Annotated in this window: 14 protein-coding genes; 9 read left to right on the top strand and 5 right to left on the bottom strand. The window is 63.6% G+C overall.

Features of this window, described 5'->3' with window-relative positions:
• Window positions 1-12: 12 nt before the first annotated feature.
• Genes tssC through tssA form a run of 3 tightly spaced genes read right to left on the bottom strand, consistent with a single transcriptional unit; the run spans window position 13 to window position 3,240 of the window.
• Window positions 13-1,518, bottom strand: coding sequence for a type VI secretion system contractile sheath large subunit (tssC, locus tag AC1DX0_RS17905; RefSeq protein ID WP_477356269.1), 1,506 nt, complete (start codon window positions 1,516-1,518; stop codon window positions 13-15).
• A gap of 3 nt (window positions 1,519-1,521) precedes the next feature.
• Complete coding sequence (tssB, locus tag AC1DX0_RS17900; RefSeq protein ID WP_023767752.1) at window positions 1,522-2,061, bottom strand: type VI secretion system contractile sheath small subunit; 540 nt, start codon at window positions 2,059-2,061, stop codon at window positions 1,522-1,524.
• Window positions 2,062-2,067: 6 nt separating this feature from the next.
• Window positions 2,068-3,240, bottom strand: coding sequence for a type VI secretion system protein TssA (gene tssA / locus AC1DX0_RS17895; RefSeq protein WP_477220798.1), 1,173 nt, complete (start codon window positions 3,238-3,240; stop codon window positions 2,068-2,070).
• Between the two features lie 325 nt (window positions 3,241-3,565).
• Here tssA and tssH point away from each other — a divergent pair, with 325 nt between their 5' ends.
• Window positions 3,566-6,391 carry a type VI secretion system ATPase TssH gene (tssH, locus tag AC1DX0_RS17890; protein WP_477356267.1) on the top strand — a complete coding sequence of 942 codons (2,826 nt, stop codon included), beginning with the start codon at window positions 3,566-3,568 and terminating at the stop codon, window positions 6,389-6,391.
• Between the two features lie 56 nt (window positions 6,392-6,447).
• On the opposite strand, the gene AC1DX0_RS17885 is transcribed toward tssH, so the two are convergent.
• Both AC1DX0_RS17885 and AC1DX0_RS17880 read right to left on the bottom strand, forming a co-directional pair.
• The gene (locus AC1DX0_RS17885) at window positions 6,448-7,233 is read right to left on the bottom strand and encodes a GntR family transcriptional regulator (protein ID WP_477356271.1); all 786 of its coding nucleotides are present in this window, start codon (window positions 7,231-7,233) and stop codon (window positions 6,448-6,450) included.
• A gap of 1 nt (window position 7,234) precedes the next feature.
• Window positions 7,235-8,272, bottom strand: coding sequence for a Gfo/Idh/MocA family protein (locus AC1DX0_RS17880; protein ID WP_477356265.1), 1,038 nt, complete (start codon window positions 8,270-8,272; stop codon window positions 7,235-7,237).
• 178 nt (window positions 8,273-8,450) lie between these two features.
• On the opposite strand from AC1DX0_RS17880, the gene AC1DX0_RS17875 reads away from it, so the two are divergent.
• From AC1DX0_RS17875 to AC1DX0_RS17840, 8 genes are all read left to right on the top strand, one after another.
• Entirely contained in the window at window positions 8,451-9,719 is a 1,269-nt protein-coding gene (locus tag AC1DX0_RS17875; RefSeq protein WP_477356263.1) for an ABC transporter substrate-binding protein, read from the top strand.
• Window positions 9,720-9,817: 98 nt separating this feature from the next.
• On the top strand, window positions 9,818-10,705 hold the full coding sequence (locus AC1DX0_RS17870; protein WP_477356262.1) for a carbohydrate ABC transporter permease: 888 nt from the start codon (window positions 9,818-9,820) through the stop codon (window positions 10,703-10,705).
• Window positions 10,706-10,713: 8 nt separating this feature from the next.
• Window positions 10,714-11,589, top strand: a complete 876-nt coding sequence (locus AC1DX0_RS17865) for a carbohydrate ABC transporter permease (protein ID WP_477220803.1) — start codon at window positions 10,714-10,716, stop codon at window positions 11,587-11,589.
• Window positions 11,590-11,650: 61 nt separating this feature from the next.
• Window positions 11,651-12,694 carry an SIS domain-containing protein gene (locus tag AC1DX0_RS17860; protein WP_477356260.1) on the top strand — a complete coding sequence of 348 codons (1,044 nt, stop codon included), beginning with the start codon at window positions 11,651-11,653 and terminating at the stop codon, window positions 12,692-12,694.
• Window positions 12,694-13,623: an ROK family protein gene (locus AC1DX0_RS17855; protein WP_477220805.1), complete on the top strand. Its 930-nt coding sequence runs from the start codon at window positions 12,694-12,696 to the stop codon at window positions 13,621-13,623. The genes AC1DX0_RS17860 and AC1DX0_RS17855 overlap by 1 nt, the downstream gene beginning before the upstream one ends.
• Window positions 13,624-13,627: 4 nt before the next feature.
• Window positions 13,628-14,719, top strand: a complete 1,092-nt coding sequence (locus tag AC1DX0_RS17850) for an ABC transporter ATP-binding protein (protein ID WP_477356258.1) — start codon at window positions 13,628-13,630, stop codon at window positions 14,717-14,719.
• A gap of 143 nt (window positions 14,720-14,862) precedes the next feature.
• Window positions 14,863-15,861, top strand: a complete 999-nt coding sequence (locus tag AC1DX0_RS17845; RefSeq protein WP_477356256.1) for an ABC transporter ATP-binding protein — start codon at window positions 14,863-14,865, stop codon at window positions 15,859-15,861.
• A gap of 1 nt (window position 15,862) precedes the next feature.
• Window positions 15,863-16,260: ABC transporter permease (locus tag AC1DX0_RS17840; RefSeq protein WP_477356254.1), on the top strand; the 398-nt coding region annotated here is incomplete at its 3' end.

The raw sequence follows: 16,260 nt of genomic DNA, 5'->3' as shown, positions 1-16,260 counted from the left end.
AGTTGCTGCAAATCAGGTCTTCACGGACGGCAGTTCCGAYACCAGCCGSAGCGAGGCGTTGATGCCTTCCAACTGGTAATGCGGGCGCAGATAGAAGCGGGCGTTGTAATAGCCCGGCCGTCCTTCCACGCTGTCCACCTGSACYTCGGCSGCGGCAAGCGGGCGCTTGGCGCGCGCCTTGTCGTCKGCGAAGGCCGGRTTGGCCAGCACGTAGCGGTTGATCCACTCGGTCAGCCAGATCTGCATRTCGGAGCGYTCCTTGAACGAGCCGAYCTTGTCGCGYGCRATCGCCTTGAGGTAGTGCGCGAAGCGCGAGACCGGGAAGAGATAGGGCAGATTGGCGCTCAGCCTTTCATTCGACTGCGCGTCGGGGTCGACCAGACGGCCGGCACGAGTCTCGTCGTCCTGCAGCGAATGGGCGCCGATGAAGGCCGCCAGATCGGTATTCTTTCGATGCAGGATCGGCATCAGGCCGAGCTTGGCCAGTTCGGCCTCGCGCCGATCGTCGATGGCGACTTCGGTCGGGCATTTCATCGCGATCGAGCCATCGTCGGTCGGGAAGCTATGCACCGGCAAATTGAGCACCGTGCCGCCATTCTCGACGCCGCGGATCTGCGTGCCCCAGCCAAAAAGCTTGTGGCTGCGGTTGATGTTGACGCCCATCGGGAAGGCGGCGTTCATCCAGACATATTTGTTGTGATCGCCCTCCACCTCTTCCTCGAAGGTGAAGCCCTTCACCGGAACGGTATCGGTGCCATAGGGCAGCCTGGCCAGAACGCGGGGCATGGTCAGGCCGATATAGCGGGCGTCCTCGCTCTCGCGCAGCGACTGCCACGAGGCGTAGGCCGGGTTGGAGACGATCTGCTGCAGGTCTTGCGGGTTGGGCAATTCCTGCCAGCTGTCCATGCGGAACAGCCGCGGCGAGGCGGCCGCGATAAACGGCGTGTGCGCCGAGGCGCAAATGCCGGAGATATTGCGCAACAGGCCGACGTCGCGCGGGTGATTGGAGAATTCGTAGGCGCCGATCACACAGCCGATCGGCTCGCCGCCCAGCATCGAATACTCGTCCGTRTAGACTTTCTTGAAGATCGGGCTCTGGTCCCACATCTGGCCYTCATAGTCTTCRAGCGTGTCGGCCAGYTGCWCCTTGGARATGTTCATCACCCGGATCTTCAGCTTCKSATCCGTCTCGGTGTTGTTGAYGAGATACCAGAGGCCGCGCCATGTGCCTTCCATCTCGCGCACTTCCGGTGCGTGCAGGATCTCGTTGACCTGCGTCGTCAGCATCTTGTCGATGCCGGCAATCAGCGACTTGATCGACTTGATCGCATTGGACGAGATCGTCGTGGTGTCGGAACGCGATTGCGCCGCGAGCGCGAGATTGCGCACGAGTTGCTGCAGCTTCTCGCTGTCGTCCTTCTTGACCTTGAAGTCCTTCTCGAGGAGCCCGCTGAATTCGTCGAGGTTTATGGCTTCGGCCTCGGCGGCGACGGCGGCGGTCTTTTGCTGTTCGGCCATGGCTTATTCCCCTGCCTTGTCGTCGTCGGCGAGCGCCTGGCTGGCGATCTTGCCGAGCAGCGGCTCGTTGTTCAGAAGCTGCGCGATGCGTTTTTCGGCGTCGACGCGGCCATCCATGAAACCGAGCAGCTCCTCGAGCTGGCGGCGCATCTTGAGGATCTCGGCCAGTTGCGGCACCTGTTCGGCAACCTTGTCGGGGGCGAAATCACCCATCTTGGTGAAGGTGAGATCGAGCGCCAGTTCCTCGTCGCGCTCCTGGCCTTCGGCCTGTGGCAGCGTGTTCTTCACCCGGGCTTTGACGCGGGGTCCGAGCGCCTCCATGAATTTGGGGAAGCGGTTCGCGTCGGTCTCGACGAAGGATCGGTCCAGCACCGATTTTGATGCTTCCTTGGTCTGCGAAGCGCCGGAAAGGTCGGCCATCACGGCCATCACAAACGGCAATTCGATCGTCGTCGGGCTACCGTAGGTTTCCACGTCGTAGGCGATCTGCACCCGCGGCGCGCGATTTCGTTCGATGACCTTCGCTTTGCTTTCGGCTGGCATGTGCTGTTACCTTTCATCCTTCTGAGCCGTCTTCTTGACATCGGGAACGCCGGCAAGGAGCCGGAATTCCTTCAGCCCAGACGGGGCGAGATCTTCCATCAGTTCAACGAAATCCATGTGCACCATGCGGCGCACGCGCCGCGCCAGATGCGGGATAGGGCTCGACGGTTCGGTGCGGTCATAGAAGGCGACGACCAGGTCGAGGCATTTGACCACGTCGTCGCGCGAGGAAATCCGGTCGGGAAGTCCCGTGTTGGTCTCCGTGTAGCTTGCCGCACTTGCCATAGTATCGGCTCCATGACCGTTTCGAGCAGGCGTTGCCGGTTCTGTCGGGGTGGGCGGCTTGGCCGCGCCATTCGCCACCGCACCCGCTGCCGCGTTCCGTTCGAGGGTCGTCAGCAAACGCTGCAGAAACCGCTTTAATTCCGGAATGGGAGCGCCGCCGCCTTCGAGGCGGGCGTTGAGGGCGGTTTCGACCGCGTCAAGGGCTGCGATCGCTGCCCGGGCGTCGGCGACGAGCGAGACCATCTCCGCACCGGCCTGATCGATCTGTGCCGCACATCCGGCACGCACCCGGTTCAACAATTGCCCGTGCGCGCTGACCAGCGCGGCCTTTTCCGCCGTGTTCAATCCCGAGGCGGCTTCCTGGAGCATGACACGGTCGTCGAGCGCGCTTTGTTCCAGGTCGCGTCCGCTGATCGGCCCGATCGAACGTGGCGTAAAGAAAATCATCTGCCGCAGGTTCGCCAACAACCCGTCCTGGCCATTCTGCAGGTCGAGCAGCGCGTTGATACGGCGCAAGGCGGCATCGCGGGGCAAAGCGTTTGGCCGTAATGCCGGATGCATGGTTTCCCAATGCTGATCGAAGGTCTGTGCGATCAGGGTCAGACCCTGCGCCAGCCCGGCCAGTCCGTCTTCATTGGCCAGCGCACGCGTGACGATGACGAGCAGGCGCAGGTCCCGGCCATGCGCGCGCAATTCCGCCGCCTTTGCCAGCACCGTGGACCAGTCGACCGGAATGGTGCTTTGCGACGTGGGCTTGTTGTTGCCGTCGTGGACGACCTTGACCTCGGGCTCGGTCAGGCGCTCCAGCTCATGAAAAGCCGGGTCGTTGCGCAAGTCCTCCCCTGACGGGTTTCCACCGTCGAGCGGGCTAAGCCAGAGCGCGGCATCAATCACTCAAACCCCCAGCGACCGACCTCAAACCGTAAGTGACGCGACGTTATCACACGGTTGTACTTTACCACAATTCAAGGACGGCTCAAAAATTAACAGAGACTAAACGCAACTGCCGCCAGAGTGCGGGAATCCTTGGTGTGGTTGCCGAAGCTGGAGGTGAACCGCATTGCGGAGCGGCGCCCAAGTCAGTGGCTGTTTGCAGCCGGTGGTGCGGGACTTTCCACAAATGGAAACGAGCCGGCTAAACCGGGCGTCGCGACATCGCTTTGTCAAGTGACGGCTTATGTGGCAGTTTATCGGCTGGCAGATCGCAGGAGCACGTTCGATGGAACAGCGCCGGTCATCGCAGACTTTCAAGCGCAAGGAACTGGTCGGCAAGCTCAATCCTGTCGGTGTCCGCGCCTTCAAGGCAGCTGCCGATACCGCCAAACTGCGCGGTAATCCCTATGTCGAACTCGTCCATTTCATCGAGCAACTGGTGCTTTCCGACCGCTCGGACGTGCAAATGATCATCGCCGATGCGGGTGTTGACGCGAGCCGGATCACGGCCGATATGACCCGCGCCGTCGACAAGCTGCCTTATGGCGCCACATCGATCGAGGAATTCTCCGACCATATCTTTCACGCCATCCAGGAAGCCTGGAACCTGGCCACGCTGGAGTTCGGCGTCGAAGAAGTCCGCAGYGCSCATRTTYTGCTYGCCTGCCTGAAGACGCCGGTSCTGGAAGGCCTGSTGTCGAAGATCAGCGGCGAGTTCGACAAGATCGACGCCGACGCGGTCATCGCACGGTTCGGCGATGTCGTGGAGGGTTCGCTCGAAGCCGGCGCCTCGGCCACGGTCTCCGCCCCGGAGGCGCCGAAGCGGGCTCCAGGCGGGGATTCGGCGCTGGCCAAATACGCCACCGACCTGACCCAGCGCGCCCGCGACGGCAAGATCGATCCGGTCGTCGGCCGCGATCCGGAGATCCGGCAGATCGTCGATATCCTGATGCGGCGCCGGCAGAACAACCCGATCCTGACCGGCGAGGCCGGGGTCGGCAAGACCGCAGTCGTCGAGGGCTTTGCCTTGCGTATCGCCGCGGAAGACGTGCCGCCGACACTGCAAGGCGTCAGCGTGCGCATGCTCGACGTCGGATTGATGCAGGCGGGCGCCAGCGTSAAGGGCGARTTCGARAARCGGCTGAAGGCCGTCATCGACGAGGTTCAATCGTCCGAAACGCCGGTCATCCTGTTCATCGACGAAGCCCATACCTTGATCGGCGCCGGCGGTGCTGCCGGAACCGGCGACGCCGCCAATCTCCTGAAGCCGGCGCTGGCGCGGGGCGAACTGCGCACCATCGCGGCAACGACCTGGGCCGAATACAAGCAGCACATCGAGAAGGATCCGGCGCTGACCCGCCGTTTCCAGGTGGTCAAGATCGACGAGCCGTCGGAGGCGGTGGCCGTTCTGATGTTGCGCGGCGTGGCCGGCGTCCTGGAGCAGCACCACAAGGTGCAGATACTCGACGAGGCGATCGAGGCGGCGGTCGGCCTGTCGCATCGCTACATCCCGGCACGGCAAYTGCCTGAYAAGGCGGTGAGCCTTCTCGACACCGCYTGCGCCMGKGTCGCMATATCGCAGCACGCCACGCCGGCSGAGGTCGAGGACATCATGCGCCGCCGCCAGGCGCTGGAGGTCGAGCGCGGCATCATCGGCCGCGAGGCCGCGATCGGCATCGAGGTGACCGACCGCCAGGCGCGGGTTGACGCCGGGCTCGCCGAAACCGAGACCACGCTGGCCGCCGCCGAGGGGCGCTGGGAGCGCGAAAAGGCGCTGGTTGCCGAGATACTCGAATTGCGCGCGCGGCTGCGCGGCGAGGGCGTGCCGCTCGATGCGGCGACGTCCAAAGAGGCCGATAGCGAAACGGCAGTGGCGGACGCAGAAAAGACCAAGGTACCCAAGGCCGAGCCGCCCAAAGCTGAAACGACGAAGACTGAAACGGCGACGGCTGAAACCACGAAGACCAAGGCGGCCAAAGCCAAGGCCGAGGTGCCGGCGGTTGCCGATCCTGCGCCGTCAGATCCGGCCGCCGATCTCGCACGGTTGCGCGAACTGATGGCCGAACTGGCCGAGGCGCAGGGCGAAACACCGCTGATCCTTCCATCCGTCGACCGCAATGCGGTGGCCGCCGTGGTCCAGGACTGGACCGGTATTCCGACCGGGCGGATGCTGTCCAGCCAGACCGAAAAGGCGCTCAAGCTCGCCACCACGCTTTCGGAACGGGTCGTCGGCCAGGACCACGCCATGGAGATGATCGCCAAACGCGTGCAGACCAGCCGCGCCGGGCTTGGCGCGCCGGAAAAGCCGGTCGGCGTGTTCCTGCTCTGCGGCCCCTCGGGCGTCGGCAAGACCGAAACCGCGTTGGCACTGGCCGAAACGCTCTATGGTGGCGAGCAGAACCTGATCTCCATCAACATGTCCGAATTCCAGGAGGCGCACACCGTCTCGACGCTCAAAGGCGCGCCGCCCGGCTATGTCGGCTACGGCAAGGGCGGCATCCTGACCGAGGCGGTGCGCAGRAAACCCTATTCGGTGATCCTGCTCGACGAGGTCGAGAAGGCGCATCCCGACGTGCACGAAATCTTCTTCCAGGTCTTCGACAAGGGCATGATGGATGACAGCGAGGGCCGCCGGATCGATTTCAAGAACACGCTGATCCTGCTCACCTCGAATGTCGGCTCCGAGGTCATCATGGACCGCACCAAGAATGGCACGCTGCGGGCCGGGCTCGACGATCTCGATACCGCCTTGCGCAGCCCATTGCTGAAGGTCTTYCCGGCSGCCTTCCTYGGYCGGGTGGTGACCATTCCSTACTAYCCGCTCTCGGATTCGATGATCGAGGCGATCACCCGGCACCAGTTCGCCAAGATCGCGCGCCGGCTGCGGGCAACCAACGATGCGGAACTGGTGATCGGCGACGGTGTCATGGATCTGGTCAAGGCCCGCTGCACCGAGATCGAATCCGGCGGGCGGATGATCGATGCCATCCTGACCAACACGCTCCTGCCGGAACTGAGCCGCGGCGTGCTCAACCGCTCGCTCGCGGGCGAGAAGATGACAAAAGTCACCGTCGGCGCCTCCAAGGAAGGGTTCACCTATTCCTTCGAGTAGGTTCTGATCGTGGCAGGCCTCTTCGCCCTCGGCTCCTGCTTTCCGGCGGATTCTCGCTAGTCGCGATCCACCCGTGGCGGCGCAATGCGAGGGGCGGCGGTCTTGCCGGTGCGGGAGAAGGACGTGCGCAGGCGATAGCGGTCGCCGGCGTAGCGGATCGTCGAGGACAGCAGCGGTCGCCCGGCGGTATCGACGATGAGCTGGCGCATGACCAGGGTGGATTTGCCGACATCGATGTCGAGATGACGGGCCAGTACAGGATCGGCGTCATGCGCTTCGATCGTGGTTTCGGCGCGCGCCAGGTCGACGCCGGCATCGATCAGCAGGCCGAACAGCGACGCGTTGCGAAAGTCGATGCGGCCGAGATTGGGAACAAGCGCTGCCGCAAAGAAAGAGGTGTCGACGGCGACCGGAACGCTGTCGAGGCGGCGGATCCTCTCCAGATGAAACAGCGCAGCACCGGGCGCGATCGAAAGCTCCTCGGCCTCRTCCAGCGWGGCSGGCGCCTSTKCSGCGCGCARCACGTCGGAGGARGGCGYCAGGCCRAGRCGCCTGGCKGTCTCGCTGAACGATTCCAGCGTGTTGGGAAAYTCCTTCGGCACCTTGGCCGAGACATACCAGCCGCGCCCGTGMGASGGCGTCAGCACACCCTCCTCGACAAGGCTCTGCAGGGCACGGCGCAAGGTCACCCTTGAGATCGACATGCGTGTGAACAGGTCGCGCTCGGCCGGCAGCCGCGCGCCCGAGGCAAGCTTGCCGCTGGCGATCTCCTGCAGGATCGCATCGGCGGCTTGCCGCCAGAGTGGCTCCGGTCCGTCCGACTGCAGTGGCGAGCCCTCCATCTCAGTCACCCCTGATCTTTTCCCATACCCCCGTTCGCATCGAACGGTAGCAGGCGTCAATTATGTGGTTGACAATGACGCCATCCTCGAACGTTTCCAGCGGTGTCGTCCCCGCCGCGAAGTGTTCCACAAAATGCCGCATTTGTTGCGAAAAACCGTAGGCGCGGGTTTCCTCGGGCACCGGATAGACCCAGCCGGTCTCGGCATCCGCTTTCTCGACGAGATAGCCGACCGGTTTCTCGATAAAACCCCAGACCGGACCGACCGACGTGTCGGTGACGATGCGGCCGGCCGAGCCGACCAGTTCGTGACGCAGCTGCATGCCGCCTTTCTCGATCCATGACGATTCGATCGTCGCCAGCTGGCCGCCGGCGAATTTCAGCAGCGCGATCGCCGTGTCTTCCCCGGTTGTCTTGTCGCCGTGSACSAGCGTCGCGCCCCASGCCATCACYTCGGTGAYGAGATTGTCCTTGCCGAAGAAGTGACGCGCGCTTTCGACGGTGTGGCAGCCCATGTCGAGCAGGGCGCCGCCGCCGGCGAGTTCTGCATTCCAGAAATGCGGCGCATGCGGTCCCGAATGCGCCTCACGCGCCCGCATGGTCAGGAGATTGCCGATGCCGCCGGCCTGTATCATCTGGTGGGCCTTGGTGATGTTGGGGGAAAACACCGCGCATTCGGCATAGCCGTGCCAGATGCCGGCGCGCTGGACAATGTCGAGGATCTCCTGCGCTTCCTTGCCGGTGCGCGCCAGCGGCTTGGTGCAGATGACGGCCTTGCCATGCTCCGCTGCAATCCTGACGGCTTCGAGATGGATTTCGTTGGGCAGCGCGATGACCACCAGCTTGACCGCCGGGTCGGCACAAAGCGCGTCGATATCCTTGTGGGCAGTGACCTTGGGACCCCACTTCTTCGCGAAGGCCGTGGCGCGCTCGAAACTGCGCGACGAGCAGGCGACGAGCTCGGCGTTGCGCACGTCGAGCAGCGAGTCCGCATAGGTCTCGGCGATGAAGCCCGAGCCCAGAATTCCAACGCCAATCATCCAAATCCTCCCAGATTTTTTGCCCATCGGCCTGGTGCTGCCCAGCCGGGCAGCGAGCTTCGACAAGAAAAGACAACACAATACCACTTGTCACAAGATGTATCAGTAGGTATGGTCCGAGGCAACAGTGCAAAATCGTGAATCCACACGAGGCACCATCTTGAGGGAGAGCAGGACAATGCGTTCCATAAATGTATCGATCCCGCTGGCGGCGACGCTCGGCGTGATATTTTCAGGCGGTGTCGGCGCCGCTTTTGCCGACCCGGTCACCATCACCTTGAACAGCTGGCGCACCGAGGACATCGCGGTGTGGCAGGACACCATCCTGCCGGCCTTCGAGGCCAAGCATCCCGACATCAAGGTCGAGTTCGCGCCGATCAACACCAATGAATACAACGCCGCCATCCAATCGCAGATCGAAGGCGGCGCCGGCGGCGACCTGATCACCTGCCGGCCCTTCGATGTGAACCGCGAATGGATCAAGCGCGGCTATTTCGAATCGCTGGAAGGCCTGCCGGGCCTGGCGAATTTCGACAAGACCTCGCGGGCTGCATGGTCGGGCGCTGACGACAAGGCCTACTGTCTGCCGGTCGCCGCCGTGCTTGCCGGCTTCTACTACAACGCCGACATCTTCAAGGAACTGGGCCTCAAGGTGCCGACCACCAGCGCCGAGTTCATCGATGTGCTCACGGCGATCAAGAAGGACGGCCGCTACACGCCGCTCGCCTATGGCGCGGCCGAATCCTGGCAGCTCGCCTATAACGGCCTCTATTCGATCGGCCCCGCCTACTGGAAAGGCGAGGAGGGCCGGCTCGGCCTGATCGACGGCAAGAAGAAGCTGACCGATCCGGAATTCGTCGATGCCATCGCCGCCTTCGCGGCCTGGAAGCCGTTCCTGCCCGCCGGGCAGGAGAGCCTGAACTATGCCGACATGACGCAGCTGTTCACGCTCGGCAAGGCGGCGATCCTTCCCGACGGTTCGTGGGACATCAACCAGGCGACCTCGACCGGCCTCAATGTCGGTGTCTTCGGGCCGCCGGTGCCGAAGGCCGGCGATAAGCGCTATCTGCAGGAAATGCCTGACATGGGCATCGGCATCAACGCCAAGAGCACGCACAAGGAAGCGGCMAARACCTTCCTCGACTGGGTWGCSGGACCAGARTTCCAGGAACTCTAYGTCAACGCCGCYCCYGGCTTCTTTGCCATGAGCWSSAAGCCGGTGACCTACAAGAACAAGCTGGCGCAGGAYTTTGCTGACCTGAARAAGGGCGCGGAGCTGACGCCACGTTTGGCGCTGGATCGTCTGAGTGCCGGCACGCCGCCGCTTGATGACGAGACCTGGCGCCTGCTGCAGGTGATGTTCACCAAGTCCGACGTCACACCGCAGCAGGTCGCGACCGAACTCCAGGCCGGGCTCGCCTCCTGGTACGGACCGCAGAAGAAGTAATCCGGCACTGCTTCGCGCATGCCTTGCCACGAGGCGGGGCATGCGCAAGCCTGACGGCACGCCGGCAACTTCTGCCGGCGTGAAGATGAGGTTTTGCTTTGATATCTCCCGCTGCCGCTTACAGAAACCTGCTGCTGTTCGTGCTGCCGGCGCTGGCCGTCTATCTGGTCTTTGCCGTGCTGCCGCTGGCGACCTCCATCGTCATGAGCTTCTTCCAGACCAACGGCGCCTCGGGAGACATTTTCGTCGGTCTCGCCAATTACGAGCGGCTGTTCACCCACCCGACGATCAGCGCCCGCTTCTGGAACGCACTGCTCAACAACATGCAGTATTTCGCCATCCATYTSATYGTCGAAGTGCCGATGGGCCTGCTGCTGGCRGSGCTGCTCACGTCAGGCAGACTGGCGCGCTCGGAAGGCATTTATCGTACGCTGCTGTTCATTCCGGCGACGCTGTCGGTGGTCATCGTCGGTTTCGTCTGGCGGCTGATCATCAACCCGCTCTGGGGCCTTGTCGGCTTTCCGCTGCTCGGCACGGAATCGACGGCACTCACCACCATCTCGCTGATGTCGGTCTGGCAGTATTTCGGCATCCCCATGGTCTTCCTCTACAGCGCCCTGCTGGCGGTGCCCAACGAGCTGGTCGAAGCCGCCAATATCGACGGCGCCGGCGGCTGGACGACCTTCTGGAAGATCAAGTTCCCGTTGATCGCGCCGCAATTCGGGCTGATCGCCATCCTYACCTACATCTGGACGTTCAACGGATTCGACCTGGTGTTCGCGCTCAACGGCTCGGCGCCCGGGCCGAACTACAGCACCGATATCCTCGGCACCTATTTCTACCGCACCTTCTTCGGCTCGAGCGGCCAACTTGCCGATCTCGATCTGGGCAGCGCGGTCGCGACGGTGATCTTCCTCACTGTGTTGCTGGTCACCGCGGCCTATTTCTGGCTGATCCAGCGCCGCCTGAAATCCTATGCGGTCTAGGAGCTGAGATGAGCGCCCCAGACCTCACAATACCAGCCGCCCGCCGCCGCCAGGACCGCGAACCCTGGACGGCCGAGCGCATCATCGTGCACGCGCTGCTGATCGTTTTTGTGCTGCTTGCCATCGGGCCGGTGCTGATCGTCATCATCAATTCGCTGAAGACGACGCCGGCGATCTTCGGCGGACCGTTCGACCTGCCGACGGCCAAGACCTTCAGTCTCGAAGGCTACAAGCGCGTCTTCACGCGCGGCAATTTCATCGTCAACTACCGCAACAGCCTGATCGTCACCGTGACGACCATCGTGCTGACGGTGGTGCTGTCGACACTCGCCGCCTTTGCTCTGGTCGAATACCGCGTGCGGCTGGCGTCGCTGCTTGGCGGCCTGTTCGTGCTCGGCATCATGCTGCCGATAAGGCTCGGCACCATCCCGCTCATCCAGATGATGCTCGCCTGGAGGCTGATGGACACGCTGGCAGCACTCATCCTCGTCTACACCGCCATGAGCATCCCGATCGCGGTGACGTTGATGGTCACTTATTTCCGCACCGTGCCGACCGATCTCAAGGAAGCGGCGCGCATGGATGGCGCCAGCGAGTTGCGCACCTTCTGGATCGTGCTGCCGCTGGTCAGGCCGGGCCTTGCCGCGGTCGCAGCCCTCACCATGCTGCCGGTGTGGAACGACCTGTGGTTCCCGCTGATCCTGGCGCCAAGCCGGCAGAACCAGACGGTGACGCTCGGCGTGCAGCAATTCGTCGGCCAGTTCATGAACGACTATCCGGCCCTGCTTGCCGCACTCACGCTTGGCGCCGTGCCGCTCGTCCTGCTGTTCACCCTGTTCTCGCGGCAATTCATCAGCGGCCTGAGCAAGGGCTACAGCAAATAGCCGGACGACCGGCAGACAGATTTTAACAAGACCGACAATTTCGAACTGATGGAACACTGAGATGCAGATAGGCACTTACATCCGCCGCCAGCCCGCGACCCTCACCGGTCTCCCCGCCGCCATCGGCGCGGAGCTCGACGGTTTTGCGAGCCTGCGCCAGACGCCGGAGCGGATCGTGCTTCTCGGAACCGGCTCTTCGATGAATGCGTTGCTGGCCGGCGCCGAGGCGCTGGAGGAGGGCACTGGTGCCTCGGTGATAGCCAAGGAACCGGAGGCTTTTCTGCGTCTGCCGCCCAGAGCGTCGAACCAGCGCACGCTGGTGCTGGCTGCCTCGCAGTCCGGCATGAGCATCACCACGATCGAGGCGGTGCGCCTGTCGGTGCAACTCGGTTTCCCGACGCTTGTCATCACCGGTGAGGCCGGAAGCCTGATCACCGAGACCGGCGCCGAAATCATCATCATGCCGATCGGTCCCGAGACGGTCGGCCCTAAGACCATGGGGTATACCGCCACCGTCATCTCGGTGCTGGCGGTCGCCGCCAAGCTCGCCGACAAGACGATCAATCTGTCGGGTCTGGTCGCGCAACTGGAGCGGACGGCGGAAACCGGTCTGGCCGCTGCGAAGGACCTGATCACCCGCTTCGRCGTYCCCGACTACATWCTGGTTGCCGGRCAGGCGACGCATCTYGGCASCGCGCTCGARGCGTCGCTGAAGATCGCCGAGATCAGCGGCGTGCCGACMKCWGCCTTCGACACCGARGAGGCCYTGCACGGYCAYGTCTACGGCACGACCGACAAGAGCCTGGTGATCGCGATCGCGCAGACCGAGACCGAGGCGAAGGTCGCCGCCAATCTTGGCGAGGCGCTGGCCGAGCTCGGGCCGCGCACAGTTGTTCTCAACCTCTCCGGCCACCCGACCCGCTTCGACCTCGATGTCAGCTGGCCGACAGCGCCGGAGCAGCAATGGCTCGCCGGCTGCTGGGCGCCGATGCCGCTGCAATGGTATGGCTGCGAACTGGCGATCGCGCGCGGCATCGATCCCGACAAGATGATCTACCCCAACCTCGGACGGCGGCTCAACGTGCGCATCCGCAAGGAGGCCTGATGGTAACCGCTGTTGGAATCGACATTGGCGGCAGCCTGGTCAAGCTCGGTGTTGTCGACAGTTCGGGCAAGGTGCTGGCGCGCGGTGCCGTGCCGGTGCATCGCGACATCGAATTTTCGGATTTCGTCCATCTGGTCACCAACGCCACCGATGAGTTGAGGCGGGCGTTTCCCGACATCGCCGCGATCGGCATCGGCGTGCCMGGCACGCCMAAYCCCGAGACYGGCATGCTSAAYGGCCGCTGCCCGGCGATCCCGGCGCTGCTCAAGGGATCGCTGTCAAAACTGTTCGCCATCCGCTTCGGCGTGCCGGCCGTTGTCCGCAACGATGCCGTCAGCGCCACCCATGGCGAAATGCGCCATGGCGCCGGGCGCCCGTACTCGCGCTTTGCGCTGCTGACGCTCGGCACCGGCATTGGCGGGTCCATGGTCATCGACCGCAAGGTGATCGACGGTCCGGACGGGCTGCCGCCGCAATTTGGCTGCATCTCGCTCGACCCGGCCCGCACCGACATTGCCGATCCGGTGCCGGGCATGGTCGAGAACCTGGCCAGTGCGCGTGCGCTGGTCAACCGCTATCGCCAACTCAAGCCGGACACGGATGCCAAAGACGCCGAGACCGTCGTGGATTTGGCCAAGGGAGGCGATCCGATTGCGCTGCAGGTCGTCGACGAGGTGGCGCGTTGGCTCGGCCAGATGATCGGCATCATGTCGAACATGCTCAACATCGAGGCGGCAATCATCGGCGGTGGGCTGTCGCTGGCCGGTCCCTTCTTCATCGACCGCATTGCCAGGAATGTCAGGGATTTCGTGCTGCTCAAACCTGGCCGCCCGCCGGTGATCGTGGCGGCCGAGCATGGCAACGATGCCGGTGTGATCGGCACCGCGGCACTGGCGCTCGACATGTTCGCGCCCGCGGCAAAGGAATAGCGCCATGGCCGATGTCGAACTGCGCAAGATTTCCAAGAGTTTTCAGAACCTGAAGGTCGTGCACGACATCGATCTCGAAATCGCCGAAGGCGAATTCGTCGTCCTTGTCGGCCCCTCCGGCTGCGGCAAGTCGACGACGCTGCGCATGGTGGCCGGACTGGACCGCCCGAGCGGCGGCGAGATCCATATTGGCGGCAGGCTGGTCAACGACGTCCAGGCCAGGGACCGCGACATCGCCATGGTTTTCCAGAGCTATGCGCTCTACCCGCAGATGACGGTGGCGCAGAACATGGCCTTCGGCCTGCGCATCCGCAAGGTGCCGGACGCCGAGGTAACGCAACGCATCGCCCGTGTCGCCGACATACTCGACCTCAGCGAATTGCTGCAGCGCAAGCCGCACCAACTGTCCGGCGGCCAGCGCCAGCGCGTCGCCATGGGCCGCGCCATSGTGCGCSAKCCSRAMGTGTTCCTGTTCGACGAGCCGCTTTCCAAYCTCGACGCCAAGCTSAGGRYGMAGATGCGCRCCGAGATCAAGAAGCTGCACCAGATGGTCGCAACCACCACGGTCTACGTCACCCACGACCAGGTCGAGGCGATGACACTGGCCGACCGCGTCGTGGTGATGAACAAGGGCCGGATCGAACAGATCGGCCCGCCCAACGACCTCTACCATGAGCCGGCCAGCCGTTTCGTCGCCGGTTTCATCGGCAGCCCGGGCATGAATTTCTTCAAGTGCTGGCTGGAAGCGCGCGGCGACCGCTTGGCGGTCGTGCTTGGCGATGGCACCGCACTCACTGTGCCTGCTTCCCGCACCGCGCGCTATGCTGGCCATGTCGGGCGCGAGCTCGAATTCGGCCTGCGTCCCGAGCACATCACCGAGCAGCGCGAGCGGCCCGATACCGTCGACATCAAAGTGCCGGTCGAGGTGGTCGAGCCGATGGGCATGGAGACGCTGCTGCATGTGTTGGTCGCCGGTGCCGAGGCAACCGCGCGCATCGATCCGGCCGCGACACCGAGGCCCGGCGAGATGGCGACGCTGTCACTCGGCATGGGCCACATGCACCTGCTCGACCTGGAAACCGGCAAGGTTCTTTGAACGCCACACWTTCGCGTGTCGAAATGCGAAAACAATATATTATTTGTTGACAAATATAATTTTGGAGCGAATTTTTAGGTRCGGCGCCAGACGGCCGTGATGGCCTTCTGGCCRTCTCCCYGCAGTCCAGGAATGTGCCGGTCATGATCGACATCCACAGCGTGTCAAAGTCCTTCGTGACCMRRGAWGCSGATCCSGTKCATGCGCTGAAGGAAGTCAGCCTCGAAATCTACGACAATGAGTTCTTCACGCTGCTCGGCCCGTCGGGCTGTGGCAAGACAACCCTGCTGCGCCTGATTGCCGGCTTCGAGGCACCGAGCTCGGGCGCCATCCGCATCGCCGGCAAGGATGTCGCCGCCCTGCCGCCGCAGAAGCGGCCGGTCAACACGGTGTTCCAGAGCTACGCGCTGTTCCCGCATATGAGCGTCGCCGAAAATGTCGCGTTCGGGCTGGAAATGCAGAACGCGCCGAAAGCGCTGATCGACGAGCGCGTCCGGGAAGCGTTGGAAATGGTGCGGCTCGAAGGCTTTGCCACGCGGCGCCCCGCACAATTGTCGGGCGGCCAGCAGCAGCGTGTCGCGGTGGCGCGCGCGCTTGCGCCCAAGCCGAGCGTGCTTTTGCTCGACGAGCCGCTGTCGGCGCTCGACCTCAAACTGCGCAAGGGCATGCAGAGCGAATTGAAGCGGCTGCAGCGCGAGACCGGCATCACCTTCGTGCTGGTCACTCACGACCAGGAGGAGGCGCTGGCCATGTCCGACCGGATCGCGGTGATGCGCAGCGGCGACGTGCTGCAGGTCGGCACGCCAAGGGACATCTACGACAATCCGCAGGACCGCTTCGTCGCCGACTTCATCGGCGAGTCCAACCTTTTGCCTGGTGCAGCCCTTGGCCGGGATCCGGCGAAAACCATCGTCGTGCGCCCCGAACACATCGTGGTGTCGCCGGTATCGGATGGCACCAAGGGCCACGCCACGGGCGCGGTCTCCGCCATCACCTTCCTCGGCTCCGACACGCTCTATGAAGTCGTGCTGGAGGAGGGGGCAAAACTGCATTCGCGTTCGCGCGGCGGTGCGTCGTTCGCGACCGGCGACAAGGTCGTCGTCGACTGGGCCCGTGCCGTCGAACGCGAGTTGGCGAACTGAGATGGGTCCGAACCGCACCTGGCTCCTGATTGCGCCAGCCATGCTGGTCATCGGCGTCTTCATGGTGCTGCCGCTGTTCCTGGCGGTCGCCTATTCCTTCATGACCGCCAACCCCTATGGCGGCGTCACCGCGCCGGCGACCTTCGATGCCTATCTGCAATTCCTCTACCAGCGCGATTTCGACGACAGCCTGGTGTTTTCGCCGAGCTATGCGCTGATCATCCTGCGCTCGATCTATCTCGCCATCGCCACCACAATCATCTGCCTCGTGCTTGGCCTTCCCGTGGCCTGGTACATCGTCTGCCAGACGCCGGAGCGCCGGCGCATCCTTCTGTTCGCCGTCACGCTGCCGTTCTGGATCAACACGCTGATCCGCACCTATTGCTGGATCCTGATCCT

This window comes from Mesorhizobium sp. P3_A9 (genome assembly GCF_056402975.1).
This window is presented reverse-complemented; position numbering and strand designations above follow the sequence as displayed.